17 protein-coding genes are annotated in these 17755 nt (G+C 68.7%); 7 read left to right on the top strand and 10 right to left on the bottom strand.

Annotated elements, in window-relative coordinates; genetic code table 11:
* From ACFDTH_RS13530 to ACFDTH_RS13510, 5 genes are all read left to right on the top strand, one after another.
* Positions 1-761 (top strand): FAD-dependent oxidoreductase (locus tag ACFDTH_RS13530; RefSeq protein WP_375288069.1); only part of this gene is annotated, 761 nt, incomplete at its 5' end.
* Positions 762-857: 96 nt separating this feature from the next.
* Positions 858-2183 (top strand): flavin-containing monooxygenase, encoded by a 1326-nt coding sequence (locus ACFDTH_RS13525; RefSeq protein ID WP_375288068.1) that lies wholly within the window; start codon positions 858-860, stop codon positions 2181-2183.
* Positions 2180-3229: an acyl-CoA dehydrogenase family protein gene (locus tag ACFDTH_RS13520; protein ID WP_375288067.1), complete on the top strand. Its 1050-nt coding sequence runs from the start codon at positions 2180-2182 to the stop codon at positions 3227-3229. The genes ACFDTH_RS13525 and ACFDTH_RS13520 overlap by 4 nt, the downstream gene beginning before the upstream one ends.
* On the top strand, positions 3226-4413 hold the full coding sequence (locus ACFDTH_RS13515) for an acyl-CoA dehydrogenase family protein (RefSeq protein WP_375288066.1): 1188 nt from the start codon (positions 3226-3228) through the stop codon (positions 4411-4413). Before ACFDTH_RS13520 ends, ACFDTH_RS13515 begins: the two co-directional genes overlap by 4 nt.
* Positions 4414-4428: 15 nt before the next feature.
* Complete coding sequence (locus ACFDTH_RS13510) at positions 4429-5193, top strand: SDR family oxidoreductase (RefSeq protein WP_375288064.1); 765 nt, start codon at positions 4429-4431, stop codon at positions 5191-5193.
* 26 nt (positions 5194-5219) lie between these two features.
* On the opposite strand, the gene ACFDTH_RS13505 is transcribed toward ACFDTH_RS13510, so the two are convergent.
* The 7 genes from ACFDTH_RS13505 to ACFDTH_RS13475 are packed head-to-tail and all read right to left on the bottom strand — an operon-like array spanning position 5220 to position 14535.
* Positions 5220-5810, bottom strand: coding sequence for an ABC-type transport auxiliary lipoprotein family protein (locus ACFDTH_RS13505; protein WP_375288063.1), 591 nt, complete (start codon positions 5808-5810; stop codon positions 5220-5222).
* 1 nt (position 5811) lies between these two features.
* Positions 5812-6774 carry an MlaD family protein gene (locus ACFDTH_RS13500; protein WP_375288062.1) on the bottom strand — a complete coding sequence of 321 codons (963 nt, stop codon included), beginning with the start codon at positions 6772-6774 and terminating at the stop codon, positions 5812-5814.
* Entirely contained in the window at positions 6774-7685 is a 912-nt protein-coding gene (locus tag ACFDTH_RS13495; RefSeq protein ID WP_375288061.1) for an ABC transporter ATP-binding protein, read from the bottom strand. Before ACFDTH_RS13495 ends, ACFDTH_RS13500 begins: the two co-directional genes overlap by 1 nt.
* The gene (locus tag ACFDTH_RS13490) at positions 7682-8779 is read right to left on the bottom strand and encodes an ABC transporter permease (RefSeq protein WP_375288060.1); all 1098 of its coding nucleotides are present in this window, start codon (positions 8777-8779) and stop codon (positions 7682-7684) included. Before ACFDTH_RS13490 ends, ACFDTH_RS13495 begins: the two co-directional genes overlap by 4 nt.
* Positions 8780-8831: 52 nt before the next feature.
* Complete coding sequence (locus tag ACFDTH_RS13485) at positions 8832-10097, bottom strand: DUF445 domain-containing protein (protein WP_375288059.1); 1266 nt, start codon at positions 10095-10097, stop codon at positions 8832-8834.
* 46 nt (positions 10098-10143) lie between these two features.
* Positions 10144-13356, bottom strand: coding sequence for an efflux RND transporter permease subunit (locus ACFDTH_RS13480; RefSeq protein WP_375288058.1), 3213 nt, complete (start codon positions 13354-13356; stop codon positions 10144-10146).
* Positions 13357-13359: 3 nt separating this feature from the next.
* Complete coding sequence (locus tag ACFDTH_RS13475) at positions 13360-14535, bottom strand: efflux RND transporter periplasmic adaptor subunit (protein WP_375288057.1); 1176 nt, start codon at positions 14533-14535, stop codon at positions 13360-13362.
* A 198-nt stretch (positions 14536-14733) separates the two neighbouring features.
* Between ACFDTH_RS13475 and ACFDTH_RS13470 the strand changes: the two genes are divergently transcribed.
* On the top strand, positions 14734-15438 hold the full coding sequence (locus ACFDTH_RS13470; protein ID WP_375288056.1) for an SIMPL domain-containing protein: 705 nt from the start codon (positions 14734-14736) through the stop codon (positions 15436-15438).
* A gap of 81 nt (positions 15439-15519) precedes the next feature.
* Here the strand turns inward: ACFDTH_RS13470 and ACFDTH_RS13465 are convergent, their stop codons facing one another.
* The 3 genes from ACFDTH_RS13465 to ACFDTH_RS13455 all read right to left on the bottom strand — a co-directional run bounded on the left by ACFDTH_RS13465 (position 15520) and on the right by ACFDTH_RS13455 (position 16495).
* Positions 15520-15777, bottom strand: a complete 258-nt coding sequence (locus ACFDTH_RS13465; RefSeq protein WP_375288055.1) for a GlsB/YeaQ/YmgE family stress response membrane protein — start codon at positions 15775-15777, stop codon at positions 15520-15522.
* Positions 15778-15872: 95 nt separating this feature from the next.
* Complete coding sequence (locus ACFDTH_RS13460; RefSeq protein ID WP_375288054.1) at positions 15873-16172, bottom strand: DUF1153 domain-containing protein; 300 nt, start codon at positions 16170-16172, stop codon at positions 15873-15875.
* A gap of 98 nt (positions 16173-16270) precedes the next feature.
* Positions 16271-16495 carry a hypothetical protein gene (locus ACFDTH_RS13455; protein ID WP_375288053.1) on the bottom strand — a complete coding sequence of 75 codons (225 nt, stop codon included), beginning with the start codon at positions 16493-16495 and terminating at the stop codon, positions 16271-16273.
* Between the two features lie 128 nt (positions 16496-16623).
* Between ACFDTH_RS13455 and mnmA the strand changes: the two genes are divergently transcribed.
* Complete coding sequence (mnmA, locus tag ACFDTH_RS13450; RefSeq protein WP_375288052.1) at positions 16624-17736, top strand: tRNA 2-thiouridine(34) synthase MnmA; 1113 nt, start codon at positions 16624-16626, stop codon at positions 17734-17736.
* The last annotated feature ends 19 nt before the right edge of the window (positions 17737-17755 follow it).

The raw sequence follows: 17755 nt of genomic DNA, 5'->3' as shown, positions 1-17755 counted from the left end.
AGGCGCATGTCGGCGACTATGATGTCGACGTGATGGATCTCCAGAAGGCGGCGAAGCTGGTCCCGGCCGAGCACGAGGGCGGGCTCCACCGCGTTGAGCTGGAGAGCGGCGCGACGCTGGAGGCGCGCACCGTGATCCTGTCGACCGGCGCGCGCTGGCGGCAGATCGGCGTGCCCGGCGAGGAGGCCTATCGCAACAAGGGCGTCACCTATTGCCCGCACTGCGACGGGCCGCTGTTCAAGGGCAAGCGCGTCGCGGTGATCGGCGGCGGCAACTCGGGCGTCGAGGCGGCGATCGACCTCGCCGGCATCGTTGCGCACGTCACTTTGATCGAGTTCGATGGCGGCCTGCGCGCCGATGCGGTGCTCCAACGCAAGCTCGCCTCGCTGCGCAACGTGTCCGTGATCACCTCGGCGCAGACCACCGAGGTGAAGGGCGACGGCAACAAGGTGACCGCGCTCGCCTATCGCGACCGCACCCATGGCACCGAGCATGAGATCGCACTGGAAGGCGTGTTCGTCCAGATCGGCCTGGTGCCCAACACCGAATGGCTGGCGGGCAGCGTGGCGCTTTCTGCGCGCGGCGAAATCGAGGTGGACCAGCGCGGCGAGACCTCGCGCCCCGGCATCTTCGCAGCAGGCGACTGCACCACCGTCCCATACAAGCAGATCGTGATCGCTCTCGGTGAGGGTTCGAAGGCGTCGCTTTCCGCCTTCGACTATCTCATTCGCCTGCCGGTGGAGGTGGCCGAGGCGGCCTGAGCGCCGCAGCGGCGCCGAGCCCGGTTGATTCTCCGCCGGGATCGTGCATCATAACTTTCGTTATGGCTGTGTAGGACGCGGCCGGACGGAGGGGATATGCGCGCGTGCATCATCGGGGCCGGCTGCTCCGGCTTCACCACGGCCAAGCGTCTCAAGGACGAGGGCATCGCCTTCGACTGTTTCGAGATGTCGGACGAGATCGGCGGCAACTGGTATTACCAAAATCCCAACGGCCGCTCCGCCTGCTACCAGTCGCTGCACATCGACACGTCGAAATGGCGGCTGGCGTTCGAGGATTATCCTGTCCCCGCCGACTGGCCGGATTTCCCCAGCCACGCGCAGCTGTTCCAGTATTTCAAGGATTACGTCGACCATTTTGGCCTGCGCGAGCGGATCACCTTCAACACCGCGGTGACGAAGGCGGTGCGGCGCGCCGGTGGCGGCTGGCACGTCACGCTCTCCACCGGCGAGGCGCGCGATTATGACGTGCTGTTCGTCTGCAATGGGCATCATTGGGATCCCAAGATCCCCAACTATCCGGGCCAGTTCGATGGGCCGCACTTCCACGCGCACGATTATCGCACGCCCTATGACCCGGTCGACCTGCGCGGCAGGAATGTCGTCGTCGTCGGCATGGGCAACTCCGCGATGGATATCGCCAGCGAGCTTTCGCAGCGCCACGTCGCCGCCACCCTCTGGGTCTCCGCCCGCCGCGGCGTGTGGGTGTTGCCGAAGATGGCGGGGGGCAAGCCGATGGACAAATCGGCGATGCCCACCTGGATGCCGCGCCGGCTGGGCAAGGCCCTCGCCCGGCGGATGATCAAACGGATGGTCGGGCGGATGGAGGATTACGGCCTGCCCAAGCCGGACCACGAGCCATTGGACGCGCATCCCTCGGTCTCCGGCGAGTTCCTGACGCGGGCGAGCTGCGGCGACATCAAGTTCAAGCCCAACATCAAGGCATTCGAGGGCCGGTGCGTGCGATTTGAGGACGGCAGCGTCGAGCGGGTGGACGCGATCGTCTATGCCACCGGCTATCGGATCAGCTTCCCCTTCTTTGACGATCCCGCGCTGACGCCGGACAAGGACAACCGCTTCCCTTTGTTCAAGCGCATGGTGATCCCCGGGATCCACGACCTGTTCTTCATGGGGCTGGCGCAGCCGCTGCCGACGCTGGTGAATTTTGCCGAGCAGCAGTCGAAGCTCGCCGCCGGCTTCCTCGCCTGCCGCTACGCGCTGCCGCCGATCGAGGACATGCGGCGGATCACCGCGGAGGATGAAAAGGTCGAGCTAGGCGATTATTACCAGTCCACCCGCCACACTATTCAGGTCGATTTCGCGCGCTACGTCGCCGACCTGCACAAGGAGATCGCCAAGGGCGAGCGGCGTGCCAAGGCGGGCACCAGCCGGAAGGCGGCGTGACCCTGGCGGCGCCCGCCTCACGCGAGGACCAGGCGGCGCTGGTCGAATCGGCGCGACGGCTGCTCGCCGACCGGTGCGGCGAGGCGGATGTCCGCCGGATCATGGACAGCGAGAGCGGGCATGATCCGGCGCTGTGGGGGGCGATGGTCGATCTCGGCCTGACCGGGCTGATGGTGCCACCCGAACACGGCGGTGCAGGATTGTCCGCGATCGAACTGGAGCTGGTGATGGAGGAAGCGGGCGCCGCGCTGCTGGCCGCTCCGCTGCTGTCGAGCGCCATTGCCGCCGCCCTGTTCGCCGACGATCCCGCGGCGCTCGCAGCGCTGGCGGCGGGCACGCCGGTGGCGGTCGCCTTTGCCGGCGCATACGACTGGACGGGAGCGGCGCCGCTTGCCATCGTCGACGGCCGCGTCTCGGGCGTGCTGCGCTTCGTGCCCGACGCCGCGGTCGCCGAGACGATCCTGATCGCGCACCATCAAGGCGCGCTGGCGGTGCGGCGGGAGGAGGCGACCCTCACTCCGCTCCCCGTCTTCGATCGGACCCGTCGCTTGGCCGAGGTGACGATCGACGCGCCGATCCGGCAGGTCGCGGATGCCGCGGCGGTGGCGCGGGCATGGAACATTGCGCTGGTCGGCCTCGCCGGCGAGCAGGCGGGCGCGGCACGCCGCCTGCTTGAGATGACGGTCGACTATGCCCGCACCCGCCACCAGTTCGGGCGCGCGATCGGCAGCTTCCAGGCGATCAAGCACATGGCCGCGGACCTGCTGCTGGAGAGCGAGTCGGCGATCTCCGCCGCACGCGACGCGGCGCGGCAGGTGGCAGAGAATGCACCGGGCAAGGACGCAGCAGTGGCGCTCGCCGCCTTCGCCTGCGCCGACGCCTTCGTGTGGGTGGCGAAGGATGCGGTGCAGATGCACGGCGGCGTCGCTTTCACCTGGGACCATCCCGCGCACCTATACCTACGGCGGGCGCGATCGGCGGCGCAGCTCTATGGCGAAGCGACGGTCTGGCGCGAACGCTACGTTCGCGCGCTGGAGGCGGCATGACCGACGAGGACCTCCGCATCGAAGTGACATCCTGGCTGGCCGCGCACTGGACCGGCCTACCCGCGCATCATGAGTCGTTCGGCCGCGATCCGCGCAGCGCTTGGTTGGCGCAGGTGCGCGACGCGGGCTGGGCGGTGCCGCGCTGGCCCGCCGAATGGCATGGCCGCGGGCTTTCGGACGCGCAGGCGCGGATCGTCGAGCGCACCTTCGCCGAGGCGGGTGCGCCCGGCGCGGGGCAGGATCGCACCAACCTATGGGCGAACACCGCACTGGCGTACGCGACCGAGCCGTTCAAGCGCGTGATCGTGCCGCAACTGCTCGCCGGGGAGGTGGGCATGTGCCTGCTCTATTCGGAGCCGGGCGCCGGCTCCGACCTGGCCGCGGTACGCACCCGCGCGGATCGGGTGCCGGGCGGCTGGCGAGTGACGGGGCAAAAGGTGTGGACTTCCGGCGCGGCGGTGGCGGACTATGGCATGCTGATCGCGCGGACCGATTGGGACGCGCCCAAGCACCGGGGCATCAGCTTCTTCTTCCTGCCGATGCGGCAGCCGGGCGTCACCGTCCGTCCGCTCCGTCAGATTACCGACGAAACGCATTTCAACGAGGTTTTCCTCGACGACGCCCTTGTGCCGGAGGAAAACCTGCTCGGCCCGCTCCACGGCGGCTGGCGCGTGTTGCAGACCGCGCTCGCCTATGAACGCTCGGTGATGGGGGACAGCGCGCGCGGGCCGCGCTCCGGCGCCGGCGGACCCAAGGGCGACCACGCGATGATCGCCCTTGCGCGCGAAGTGGGCCGGCTCGCCGATCCGGTGATCCGGCAGGACTTGGCGCAGGTGGTCGCCTGGCGCGTGCTCAACCGCCTCAATACGGAGCGCGCCAAGGCTGAACTGGCGCAGGGCACCTCTTCGCCGATCATGTCGCTGGGCAAGTTGGCGATGAGCCGCATCCTGCACGAGGAAGCGCGACTGCGCACCCGGCTGCTCGGCCCCGAGAGCCTGCTTGAGGGCCCCGACCATCCGCGTGCGGAAGACGCCAACTTCCTATCGCTCAATGCGTATTTCACCTCGATCGGCGGCGGCACCGACCAGATCCAGCGCAACATCATCGGCGAACGGGTGCTGGGCCTGCCCAAGGAGCCGGAGACCGATCGGACCATTTCATTCCGCGAGGTTCGGGCAGGATAGCAGGGAGCGGGGGACATGCGGTCGATCTTCATCACCGGGGGTGCCTCCGGCATCGGCCTCGCCGCCGCGCGGCGGTTCGCGCGCGAAGGCTGGACAATCGGCATCGGCGATATCGACGAGACCGGCATGCGCCGCGCAGCGAGCGAGCTGTCTGCTTATGCCGCACCGCTGGACGTGCGCGACCGCGGGCGATGGGGGCCGGCCCTGGACGGGTTCGTGGCCCAGATCGGGCGGTTGGACGTGCTGCTCAACAATGCCGGCATCGCGCGCTACGGCATGTTCGAGGAGGTCTCGCCGGCAGAGGCGGACCTCCAGGTGGACATCAACGTCAAGGGCGTGATCAACGGCGCCTATGCCGCTTTGCCGCACCTCAAGGCGACGGCGGGCAGCCGGCTGATCAACGTCGCCTCCTGCGCAGGCCTGTTCGGATCGCCGGGACTTGCTGTCTATTCGGCGACCAAGTTCGCGGTGCGGGGATTGTCCGAAGCGCTGGACGTGGAGTTCGCGCGTCACGGCATCGGGGTCGCCTGCGTGATGCCCTGGTTCGTCGAGACGCCGATCCTCGATTCGGGATCAGCGGGCACCAATCGCACGATCCGCGACGCCACCGCGGGCCAGCCGGTCTATAGCGTGGACGAGGCGGCGGAGGTGATCTGGCAGGCCGCGCACGGGCGTGAGCGCGACTATATCGTCGGCAAGGCCGGGCGGCAGGTGCGCTTCGCAAGCAAGTGGATGCCCGAGCGGTTCCGCCGGCGGCTGAAGGCGGCGGTGATGGGCTAGAGGCTCGCCTCAGCGTTCACCCATATCTACCGCCCGATCCAGTCGGCCACTTCCGCCGCGACTTGGTTGGCCGCCTCGTTGAGCGCCGTGCCGGCCGAGGCCGCATCGATCGCCGCCACCGGCACGCGCGCCTCGAAGCGGCGCTTCTCGATGCGGTCGTCGCCGGCGCGGGTGAGTGCGCCGTCGAAGGTGACCACCGCGCTGTTGCTCGCCGCGTCAAGCCCGAAGGTGCGCAGCTCGCCGCCGAGCCGCGAGCTGGGATCGCTGATCGCCTGCACCGGCGAGAGCACCACACGCCCGGTGCGGCTGGTGACGGTGTCCGATACCAGACGCGCGAACAGGCGTGCGGGCGGCTCGGCCCAGACCGCTTCCTTGACATAGGCGATCGAGGTTGGCGTCGCCTGCACCGGCACGCGCGCGGTGGCGAGCGACTGCGGCACTACCGGCACGTCGATCACGATCGACTTGGCCGCGGCCGAATCCTGCGCGTTGCCCACCGGCACTGCCGCGGTGGCGGTCAGCGTCAGCAGCGCCTCGGGCGGCTTGGCGCCGAAGCTGATGCAGCCGGCCAGCGAGGCGGCGAGCGGAAGCGCGAGAAGCAGGAAGCGTGCGGTCATCTCACTTGCCCTCATAATCGGGGAGGCGCTGGCGGCCGATCAGCGAGCTGGCGCCCTGCTGGTCGACCTTTTCGGCGATCGAGGACAAAGCCTGGGCGGTGATGCGCAGATCGCGCACCAGCTTGTTCGCCTCGGGGATGGTCTGCCGCGAGAAGGTCTGGAGGCCCGGCCGAGCGTCGCCGATCGCGCCGTTCAGCGTCTCGGCGGACTGCTGCGCCGACTGGATCGCCTTGTTGAGGTTGGCCATCGCCGGCTTCACGTCCTCGGCGAGCACGCCGTTGGTGGTCTGCGCCAGCTGGCCGATCGACTGCGCCGCGTCACCTGCCTGCTGGATCGCGACGCGGGTCTGCGCCAGGGTCGCGGCGATCTCGGGCCCGCGATCGGCGAGCGCGTCGGTGAGGCGATTGGTGTTCTCCAGGATGCCCGCGATCGAGGCCTGGTTCTTGTCGGTGAGCAGCCCCGTGAGCCGCTCGGTCAGCGTCGACAGGCGCTCGAGCAGCTGCGGCGCGGAGTTCAGGATCGCGCCGATACCGCCCGCCTTGGTCGGGATCACCGGCACGCCGAACGGGCACTCGCTGGCGGTGTCGGGCTCGGGGCAGACGATCTCGGGCCGGCCCTTGATGCCGCCGTCCAGGCTGACGGTCGACGGCCCGGTGAAGCTGCCCTGGATGGTCGCTGTGGTGCCCTGGAGCACCGGCGTGTCGCGATTGACGGTGATGCGGACGCGGACGAACTGGGGATCGGGCTTCCACAGCGCGATCTCCTTCACCTGACCGGTCGGCACGCCCGAATAGCTGACCGCGGAACCCTTCGCCAAGCCGTCCACCGCCTGCTTGAAGAAGATGTCATACTCCTTCTCGGTGGAGCCGTTGAGGCGAGCGATCCAGACGGTAAAGATCGCGAGCACCGCCAGCAGGATCAGCACCACGGCGCCGACCAGGACGTGATTTGAGCGCGTTTCCATTATCGTTTTCCCGCCTTGGGTTCCGCGTCCCGCGCGCGATTGTCCGCGGTGCCGCCCTGCCCCCGCTCACCGGTGACGTTCGCCTTGACCTCGGTCGGGTGCGTCTCCGCTTCGGCCTGCGCCTCCTGCGTGGCCAGCGCCGCCCGGCCGCGCGGGCCCTTGAAATATTCGGCGATCCACGGGTGATCGAGCGCGATCAGCTCGTCGATCGTGCCCACCGCTTCCACCTTCTTGTCGGCGAGCACCGCGACGCGGTCGCAGATCGCGTAGAGCGTGTCGAGATCATGGGTGATCAGGAAGACGGTGAGCCCGAGGGTGCGCTGGAGCGAGCGGGTGAGCTCGTCGAACGCGGCAGCGCCGATCGGATCCAAGCCTGCGGTCGGCTCGTCGAGAAACAGGAGTTCGGGATCGAGCGCCAGCGCGCGGGCGAGGCCGGCGCGCTTCTTCATGCCGCCCGACAGCTCCGCCGGGTATTTCGGGCCGGCGTCGGCGGGCAGCCCGGTCATCACCACCTTATAGGAGGCGATCTCGTCCAGCAGGGTCAGCGGCAGATCGCGATAGAACTCGCGCAACGGCACCTGTACGTTCTCGGCGACGGTGAGCGTGGAGAACAGCGCGCCGCCCTGGAACAGCACGCCCCAGCGTTTGCTGATATCGGTGGTTTCGGTCTCGTCGCGGCCGATCGTAGGCTCGCCGAACACGGTGACCTCGCCCTGATCGGGCGTCTGGAGGCCGATGATCGAGCGCATCAGCACCGACTTGCCAGTGCCCGACCCGCCCACCACGCCCAGGATCTCGCCGCGCCGCACGTCGAGGTCCAGCCCGTCGTGGACCACCTGCTCGCCGAAGCTGTTGCGCAGGCCACGAACGCGGATGATCGCCTCCTCATCGTCGGTGAAGATTGCGCTCACAGCCAGCCGATCCGCTCGAAGAAGATCGCGAAGAAGGCGTCGATCACGATCACCAGGAAGATCGCCTGCACCACCGCGCTGGTGGTGCGGGTGCCGACCTGCTCGGCGTCGCCTTCCACCTGCATGCCCTGGAAGCAGCCGGCGATGGCGATGATCGCGCCGAACACTGGCGCCTTGATCAGGCCGACGTAGAGGTCGGTGATCGGCACCACCTCACGCAGGCGGGCGACATAGGTGACCGGGGGGATTTCCAGCTGCCACCAGCAGAGCAGGCCGCCGCCGATGATCGCGATCAGCGAGGCGTAGAAGCCGAGCAGCGGCATCATGATCACCGCCGCCAGCGTGCGGGGCAGCACCAGCGCCTCCATCGGCGAGACGCCGATGATGCGCATTGCGTCGATCTCCTCGGTCAGCTTCATCGTGCCGAGCTGCGCGGCGAAGGCTGAACCCGAGCGGCCGGCGACCATGATCGCGGTCATCAGCACGCCCAGCTCGCGCAGGGTGATGCGGCCGACGAGGTTGATGGTGAACGCCTCCGCGCCGAACTGGCGCAGCTGCACCGCACCCTGCTGGGCGATGACGATGCCGATCAGGAAGCTCATCAACCCGATGATGCCGAGCGCCGAGACGCCGACCACCTCGAACCGGTGGACGGTGGCGTTGAAGCGGAAGCGGCCAGGATGGCGGACGACGTTGTAGAACGCGATCACCGTCGCGCCGAGGAATCCGAGCAGGCCGTAGAGCGTGCGGAAGGCGGTGATCGTCGCCTCGCCCACCTCGCCCGCGACCCGCTCCAGCGGTTTGATCCGGCGCGGGCGCATGGCGACGGGCTGATCGGCATCCTCCACCTGCTTGAACAAGTGCTCGCGCTCGCCCGACAGACCTTCGATCCGCGCGCCGCGCTCGCGCGCGAAACGATGGATAACCCAGGCGCCAATCGTGTCCATCCGTTCAACGGCGGAAAGGTCCACCGCCTTGACGCTGCGGTCATGCGCGGCGAGGCGATGCGGTAGATCACCAAGGTTCGACAGGGTCAGCGCGCCGCTGACCCGCAGCGTACCCGCATCCTCCGAAAGGTCGACAGCGGCGCTCATCCGATCGGCCTCTGCGGGCAAATGGTGGCAGACTCAAGGCGAGATCGATCGTTCACAGTGCGAGATCGATCGCGTGGAGCAAAAGGCCGACCGATCCGCCCACCAAAGTGCCGTTGATTCGGATGAACTGAAGGTCGCGGCCGACCGCATGCTCCAGCCGGGTGGTGATGGTGCGGGCGTCCCAGCCGTGCACCGTTTCCGAGACCAAGCGAACGATAGCGTCGCCGTAGTCGGTTGCCGCTCCCACCGCGGCGCGGCGCACGAAGCGGTTGATTGTGGGCGCGAGGCGCGGATCGGTCTGGAGGGTGGTGCCGAGCTGGCGCATCGCCTCGCCCAGCGGCCCCGCCACCAGCCCCTCAGGATCGCGCGCCATGCGCAGCATGCCGAGCCGCGCCTGTTCCCACAGGCCGTTGATCCAGTCCTGCATCGCCGGGTTTTCGAGCAGCTCCAGCTTGAGCCGCTCCACCTTGTCGCGCATTTCGGGCGAATGCTGGAGGTCCTCGGCGAGGCGGATCAGCCCCTCCTCCGCCTTGGCACGCAGGGGATGGTCCGGGTGCTCGGCCATGTCGCCCAGCATCTTGTCGAGCCCGTCGATGATCTTGGTGGCCAGCGTCTCGTCCAGCCCGGTCCAGCGCAGGATGCTGCCGGCGCGCTCGTGCACCATCGCGCGGATCAGGTGATGGTTCGCCTCCAGCACGCGGCCCGCCCAGCGGACGATACCGTCGAGCACGGGCAGGTGGCGGTCGCCCGCAATCGCAGCGGCGAGCGCGCGGCCGAGCAAGGGCGAGATCTCGGTGGAGCGGACCCGGTCCACCATCGCGCCGCGGATCATGCCGCCCAGCCGCTCCTGGTCGAGCGACTGGAGCACCTCCACCGCGAGGCGCGAGGCGCCGCGCATCAGCCGCTTCGACCCGCCGGTGGGGTTGGCCAGCCAGCGCCCGGCCGCGCCCGCCACGTCCATGCGTTGCATCCGCCGCGCGACCACGTCGGGTACCAGGAAGTTCTGCTGGAGGAACCGGGCAAGCTGATCGCCGATCCGGTCCTTGTTGCGCGGGATGATCGCGGTGTGCGGGATCGGCAGGCCCAGCGGGTGGCGGAACAGGGCAGTGACCGCAAACCAGTCCGCGAGCCCGCCAACCATCGCCGCCTCGGCGAAGGCGCGCACGAAGCCCCACGCCGCGTGCGTGTCCTGCATCCAGCGCGCGAGCAGGAATACCGCCGCCATCGCCACGAGCAGGCCTGTGGCGACCAATTTCATCCGCACGAGACCCGCAGGGGCGGCCGGTTGCGGCCGGATCCGACGGGCGGGGGCGATCATGCCCCGAACAATGGGCGAGATCGGGGAAAGTTCAAAGGGGCGGCGTTCACTCCGCGGGCTGGTCGCCCTGCCCGCGGAAGCCGATCCGCCCGTGCGGCGCAGCGATCGCGCCAGCGGGGCCGTCATGCTCGATCAACCCGTCTTCGTCGCCAGGGCGATAGGTGAGCAGCCGCTTGCCCAGCCACGGGCCGACGCGGCGCTCGATCCCGATCGACAGGCTGAACGCAGCGGGCACGATCAGCAGGGTCAGCAGGGTCGAGAGCGTCAGCCCGCCGATCACCACGATGCCCATCGGCGCGCGCCACGCACCGTCGCCCGTGAGCGACAAGGCGGTGGGCACCATGCCCGCAACCATCGCCACCGTGGTCATCACGATCGGCTGTGCGCGCTTGTGCCCAGCCTCGACGATCGCGTCGTAGATCGGCACGCCGCGGTTGATCTCCTCCAGCGCGAAGTCGATCACCAGGATCGAATTCTTGGCAACGATCCCCAGCAGCATCAGCAATCCAATGAAGACGGGCATGGACAAGGGATTGCCCGTCACCATCAGCGCCAGCAGGCCGCCCAGCGGCGCGAGCAGCAGCGAGCCCATGTTGACCAGTGGCGGCAGCAGCCGGCGATAGAGCAGCACCAGTACCGAGAAGACCAGGAACACGCCCGCGACCACCGCGATCACGAAGTTGACGAGCATCTCCATCTGCCACTTGGCCTGTCCGACGCTCAGCCGCTCGACCCCGATCGGCAGGTTCTTCATCACGGGCAGCTCGTTGACCGTCTTCATCGCATTGCTGAGCACGAGACCCGGCGCAAGATCGGCGCCCAGGGTCAGCTGGCGCTGCTGGTTGAGCCGGTTGATGCGGGTCGGGCCGGAGCCGAAGCCGATGTCAGCGACCACGTTAAGCGGCACCGATCCGCCGTTCTGGGTCTGCACGGGCAGATTGCGGATCGTCTCCATCCGGGTGCGCGCGGATTGCGACAGCGCAACGCGGATCGGGATCTGCCGGTCGGACAGCGAGAAGCGCGCGCTGTTCTGATCGATGTCGCCCAGCGTCGCGATGCGGATTGCGCTGGAGAGCGCAGCGGTGGTGACGCCCAGGCTGGCGGCGAGATCGAGCCGCGGGCGGATCACGATCTCCGGCCGATTGAGGTCGCCCGCGATGCGCGGCGCGATCATGCCGGGAACACGGCCAATCTGGCGGACGATCTCATCCGCGGTCTTGCGCAGTTGCACCGGATCGTCGCCGCCGAGCGTGATCGAGACGTCGCGGTTGTTATCGCCCCAGCCGAACTGCGACTGGAAGTTGACCCGCGCGTCTGGAATCTTGGCGAGCTCGGGGGCGAGCGCGCGCTCGAACTCGGTGGAGGTCTTGTCCTTGTCCTCCTTGAACTGCGCGAACACGCGGCCGCTGCCCACAAAGGTGCGGGCGTAGACGCTGTCCACCTCGGGCTGCTTCTGGAGGAGCTCGCGCACGTTCTGCACCACCTTCTCGGTCTGCGCGAGCGTGGTGCCGGGCGCCATCGCCACGGTGACGATCGAGCGTTCCTGGTCGGTCGCCGGCTGGAACTGGAGCGGCATGCTCGCGAAGCAGGCGATCGTCAGCAGGAAGGCGAGAAGGCCGAACCCCATCGTCCAGACGCGATGGTCACGGAAATAGCCGGTGACCCGGTGATAGCCGCCCCGCGCGCGCGACGCCGCCGCCCCGCCGGTGTCCAGCGACCAGTGCAGCACCTTGAGGTACACGTCCATCAGCCAGCCGCCGCCATGTTCGGCATGGCCGCCCGCCTTCAGAAAATACGCCGCGATCATCGGCGTGATCAGGCGCGCGACCGCAAGGCTCATCAGCACCGCGACCACGACGGTGAGACCGAAGTTCTTGAAGAACTGCCCGGAAATTCCGGGCATCAGGCCGACCGGCAGGAACACCGCAACGATCGCCATGGTGGTCGCCAGCACCGCGATGCCGATCTCGTCCGCCGCGTCGATCGACGCCTGATAGGCGCTCTTGCCCATGCGCATGTGGCGGACGATGTTTTCGATCTCCACGATCGCGTCGTCGACCAGCACGCCCGCGACCAGGCTGAGCGCCAGCAGGGTCATGCTGTTCAGCGTGAAGCCCAAAAGGTCCATGAACCAGAAGGCGGGGATCGCCGACATCGGGATCGCCAGCGCGGAGATCATGGTGGCGCGCCAGTCGCGCAGGAAAAGGAACACGATGAACACCGCGAGTACCGCGCCCTCGATCATCGCGTGGATGGCGCTCTTGTATTGCTCCATCGCATATTTGGCGCCGTCGCTGCGCAGCTTGAACTGCACCGCAGGATTGCGCTTCTGGAGATCCTCCAGCGCCTTCTTGGCCTCCTTGAAAACGGTGACCTCGGACGAGCCCTTCGCGCGCTTGAAATCGAAGCTGAGCACCGGCCGGCCGTTAACCGAGGCGGAGGTGCGCTGCTCGGCGTAGAGGTCGCGCACCGTGGCGACGTCCGACAGCTTGATCATCCGCCCGTCACCGACCGAGATCTGCGTCTGGCCGAGCTCATAGGCGTTGCGGGCATTGCCCAGCACGCGCAGCGACTGTTCGGAGCCGGCGATCTCGGCGCGGCCGCCCGGCGCATCGAGGTTCACCTGGCGCAGCTGCTGATTGATCTGCGTCGCGGTCAGCCCGAACGCGGCGAGCTTCGCGGGATCGACGATGACCCGAATCTCGCGATCGACGCCGCCGTTGCGCTCCACCGAGCCCATGCCGGGGATCGACAGCAGCTCCTTGGCCACCGTGTTGTCGATGTACCAGGACAGCTGCTCCACCGTCATGTCGGTGCCGGTGGCGGTGTAGGACCCGAGGTCGTCGTCGTTGATCTTGACCCGGCTGACCTGCGGTTCGAGGATCCCGTCCGGCAGGTTCGCGCGGATCTGGGTGATCTGGTCGCGCACTTCGTTCACCGCCCGGTCGATCGGCGTGCCGATCGTCAGCTGGACGATGGTGGTCGATTCGCCTTCGGACACGAAGGACTGGATCTCGTCGATCCCCTCCACCCCGCGCACCGCCGCCTCGACCCGCTGGGTGACCTGCGTCTCCAGCTCCGACGGCGCGGCGCCGGGCTGCGAGATGGTCACCTCCACCACCGGGAAGTCGATGTCCGGCTCCCGGTTGATGTCCATCCGCACGAAGCTGACGATGCCTGCCACCGTCAGGATCAGGAACAGGACGATCGACGGAACCGGGTTGCGGATCGACCAGGCGGAGATGTTGCGGAAGTCCATCGACTATCCCTCGTTGCGGTCGAGCACGGGCTTGATCAGCTGGCCCGGGTTGAGGAACGCGCCGGCGGACCGCACCACTCGCTCTGTCCCGGTCAGACCCTCGGCGATCGCCACGTCCTCCTCGCCTACCGTGCCCAGCCGTACGCGGCGCACCTGCACCTTGTTGACACCGTCGACCACATAGACGTAATTGCCGCGCTCGTCGCTCATGATCGCGGACTGCGGCAGCTGCGGCAGGTTACCGGTGCCGCTGACGATCGTCGCTGAGGCGAAGCCGCCGGGGCGCAGCGCGGGATCGTAGCTGAGCAGGATGCGGGCGATACCCTGGCGGTTCTGCGGGTCGATCACCGGAGACACCTGCCAGACGCGGCCCGCAAAGGTGCGCGTCTCGCCAACAGGGGTCACCGTGGCGGAGGCGCCGACGCGGATGGTCTGGAGGTCACTCTCGGCGAGCTGCGCGCGCATCTCCATCTCGCCGCCCCGCGCCATGCGGAACAGCGTGCCCGAGGCCGAGCTGATGATCTGCCCCGCCTCCACGCCGCGAGTCAGCACCAGGCCCGCCTCAGGGGCGCGAATATCCAGCCGGGCGTTGCGCGCGCGCTGCTCGGACAGGGTCGCCTGCGCGACCTTCAGCCGCGCCGCCGCCGAGTCACGCGTAGCGATCCGGCGCTGCACGTCCGCCTGGCTGATGAAGCCGCGGCCGACCAGCTGCTGCGCGCGCTCCAGCTCGGCCTGGGCGAGCGTCAGGTCCGCGCGGGCGACGTTGATGTTCGCAGCGAGACTCTCGGCGGTCTGCGCCTGGACAGAGCGGTCGACGGTGGCGAGTACCTGGCCCTCGCGGACCCAGTCGCCCGCCTCCACCAGCACGCGCGTCACCATGCCGCCCTCGCCGGCGACGCCGACCGGCATCTCGCGGCGCGCCGCCAGGCTGCCGGTGGCGGTGACCGCACGACCGACCGTCGCGCGCCTGGGGACAACCACGGTGACGCTGGGAGCCTGCTGACCGCCGGGCGCGGCGGGCGCCGCCTCCTTGTCCCCACGAAGCAGGAACCAGGCGAGCGCGGCGGCGGCAAGAAGGACGATGGCGGCGAGGATGACCCAGCGACGGCGACGGCGGGGCAGGTCCGGGCCCTCCAGCGCCAGCGGCTCCGCGCCCAGATCACCCGTACGATAGTCCATCCGCGTCACTTCCCCGTCCCCGATCCCGCAAGATCGCCGCTGTCGATAGCTGTATTAGCTTTATATATCACCCGGCTCAAGCCCCTGCGGGAGTCGCGCGGGCATGCGCGAGGCGGCTCTCGCTGGCAAGCAACCCGGCCCGTTCAGCTACCGTTTCGTCCATCGCCGTCACATCGGAGAGACACTTGGGAGATACCGATGAGATACGCTTGGATGCTCGCCGCCGCGGTCCCTGCCGCACCCGCCCTTGCGGAGGTGCCGATCCTTCCCGACGCCACGGTGCTTGACGTGAGCGCGGTGGGTCGGATCACGCAGGCGCCGGACATCGCCACCGTCCGCGCGGGCGTGGTGGCGCAGGCGCCCACGGCCGCCGCAGCGATGGCGGAGGCAGCGGAGCGGATGGCGCGGGTGACCGCGGCGCTGCGATCGGCGGGTGTGGCGGAGCGCGACATCCGCACCAGCACCGTGTCACTATCGCCGCGATATCGCTATGCTGAGAACCAGCCCCCGGTGGTGACCGGCTATCAGGCGTCGAACGGCGTCACTGTGCGGTTCCGCGAGATCGGCCGGACTGGCCGGGTGCTCGACGCGCTCGTGAGTGCAGGCGCCAACCAGATCGACGGGCCTCAGCTCTCGATCGACCGTGCCGATGCGGCGCTGGACGCCGCCCGGACCGATGCTGTGCAGCGCGCGCGGGCCCGCGCCGACCTGTACGCCAAGGCCGCGGGGCTGAGCGTCGCTCGCATCGTCTCGATCGGCGAGGCGGGCGAGAATGACGGCGCCACACCGCATCCGCCGATCGCCTATATGGCGCGCGCAAAGGCCGACTCCCCACCGACGGAGCTCTCGCCCGGCGAAACCGAAGTCACCGCGACCATCACGGTACGCTTCCTGCTCCGCTGAACGGTCTGGCCAGCCCGATCAAAGCAAAACGGCCGCCCGATCGCTCGGGCGGCCGGTCCTCTCCGGTATCTGCTAAGATGCTTAGCGCACACTTCCGCGGCGAACCAGGTTTACGATCGCCAACAGGATCACCGCCCCAAGCAGCGAAACCAGGAAAGACTGGATCGTCAGCGGCGAGTTGTTGATCGAGCCGCCCGAAATGACCAGGCCGCCGATGAACGCGCCGATCACGCCGACGACGATGTTGAGGAAGATGCCCTGCTGCGCATCGGTGCGCATGATGATGCTTGCCAGCCAGCCGATTACGCCACCGACGATGAGCCAGAGAATGATACCCATACCAATACTCCCCTGCGATATCGCCCGACACGTCCCGGGCTGCGGGGAGAAAGACTCGCAAGCAGGCGACTTTGTTCCGCCCGCGTAACCTGCGATCAATAGCGCTGCTGGCGCTCGTAAAGCGACTTGTAGTGCTGGATCCGCGTCACCCGGAGGCCGGGCATGCCCGAGCGGTCGATCGCCCGCTGCCACCCGGCGAATTCCTCGACGGTGAGACCGTAGCGCGCGCATACCTCGTCCACCGTCAGCAGCCCGCCATTGACCGCCGCCACGACCTCCGCCTTGCGACGCACTACCCAGCGTGTCGTCTCAGGCGGCGGCAACGTGTCCAAGGTCAGCGGCTCGCCGAGCGGACCGATGACCTTGGCGGGACGGATCTTCTGGTTCTCGATCATTCACTCAACCTCGGTTCGGGGCGGGGGCCCCGTCTCACTGCCGACCTGTTACGCGGCCGGCTTCAACATCGCTTGAAGTCTCAGGGTAAACGCCCGGTTCACGCTTCTCCGCCCGCCAGCCGCGCCGCGACGGCACCGTTGAAGGCACCGTGCGCGGGCGCCAGCAGCGATCCCTCGAGCGACCCTGCCCCCATCCGCGCCCAGCACGATGCGGTGGGGCTGGCGGCCTGGCGCGCGGAGACGCCGACCATCAGCACCGCCAGATCGGGCGGCAGGACCGTCAGTTCGCTGTGCGGCTCGAAACGGGTGAAGTACGCGTCCAAACATGGGCCTCCCCCGTTCAGTGGTCGCGCAAACTGCTAAACAGTCCCTGTGAAAACAGGGTAAATGCGACGAACGGAAGGTGCGGTGCGGCCTTTCGCTGCCATTCCCGCGCGCCTATCTGGCGGGTGTGACCCCTGATCCTTCCGTTGACTTCCAGCTGGCCGGGCCGCTCACCGGCCGGCGCATCGTCGTCGCCATGTCTGGCGGGGTCGACAGTTCGGTGGTGGCGGCGCTGGCCGCGGCGAGCGGCGCCGAGACGATCGGGGTGACGCTCCAGCTCTACGACCACGGCGAGGCGACCGCGCGCGCCGGCGCGTGCTGCGCCGGTCGCGACATCCGCGACGCACGTGCGGTATGCGACCGGCTCGGCATCGCGCATTACGTCTTCGATCACGAGACCCGCTTCCGCGAAGCGGTAGTGGAACGGTTCGCCGACGAATACGCCGCCGGGCGCACGCCGATCCCCTGCGTCCAGTGCAACATGGGGCCGAAGTTCACCGATCTGCTCGGGCTGGCGCGCGACCTGGGGGCAGATTGCCTCGCCACCGGCCATTATGTCCGGCGCGCGGCCGGGCCGAACGGCGCGGAACTGCACCGCGGTGCCGATCCGGCGCGCGACCAGAGCTATTTCCTGTTCGCCACTACGCGCGACCAGCTCGAGTTTCTGCGCTTTCCGCTCGGCGCGCTGCCCAAGGCGCAGGTGCGCGAGATGGCGGCCGAGCTGGGGCTGGCGGTGGCGGCCAAGCCCGACAGCCAGGACATCTGCTTCGTGCCCGACGGGAATTACGCCGATCTCGTGCGAAAGCTGCGGCCGGAGGCGGGCGCGCCGGGCGAGATCGTCGACCTTTCGGGCCGGGTGCTCGGCGCGCATCGCGGGCTGATCCACTATACGGTGGGCCAGCGGCGCGGGCTGGAGATCGGGGGCAGCCCCGAGCCGCTCTATGTCGTGCGGCTGGAGCCGGAGGCGGCGCGCGTCGTCGTCGGCCCGCGCGCGGCGCTGGCGGTGGAGGCGGCGGTGCTGGGCGACCTCAACGTGCTCGGGCCGCTGGACGGGCCGCTAACCGCCAAGGTGCGCTCGATGGCGCGGCCGGTGCCGGCGCGGCTGGACGGTGACCGGCTGGTGTTCGACACGCCGGAGTTCGGCGTCGCCCCGGGCCAGGCGGCGGTGCTGTACGATGGCGACCGGGTGCTGGGCGGCGGCTGGATCACCGCGACCGAGGCGATGCGCGTCGCGGCCTAAGCGAGGAGGAACGTCCCCT

Origin of the sequence: Sphingomonas sp., assembly GCF_042096255.1 — a bacterium.
GTDB lineage: Bacteria > Pseudomonadota > Alphaproteobacteria > Sphingomonadales > Sphingomonadaceae > Sphingomonas.
The sequence above is the reverse complement of the archived record's forward strand: the minus strand, read 5'-3'. Positions and strand labels throughout refer to the sequence as shown.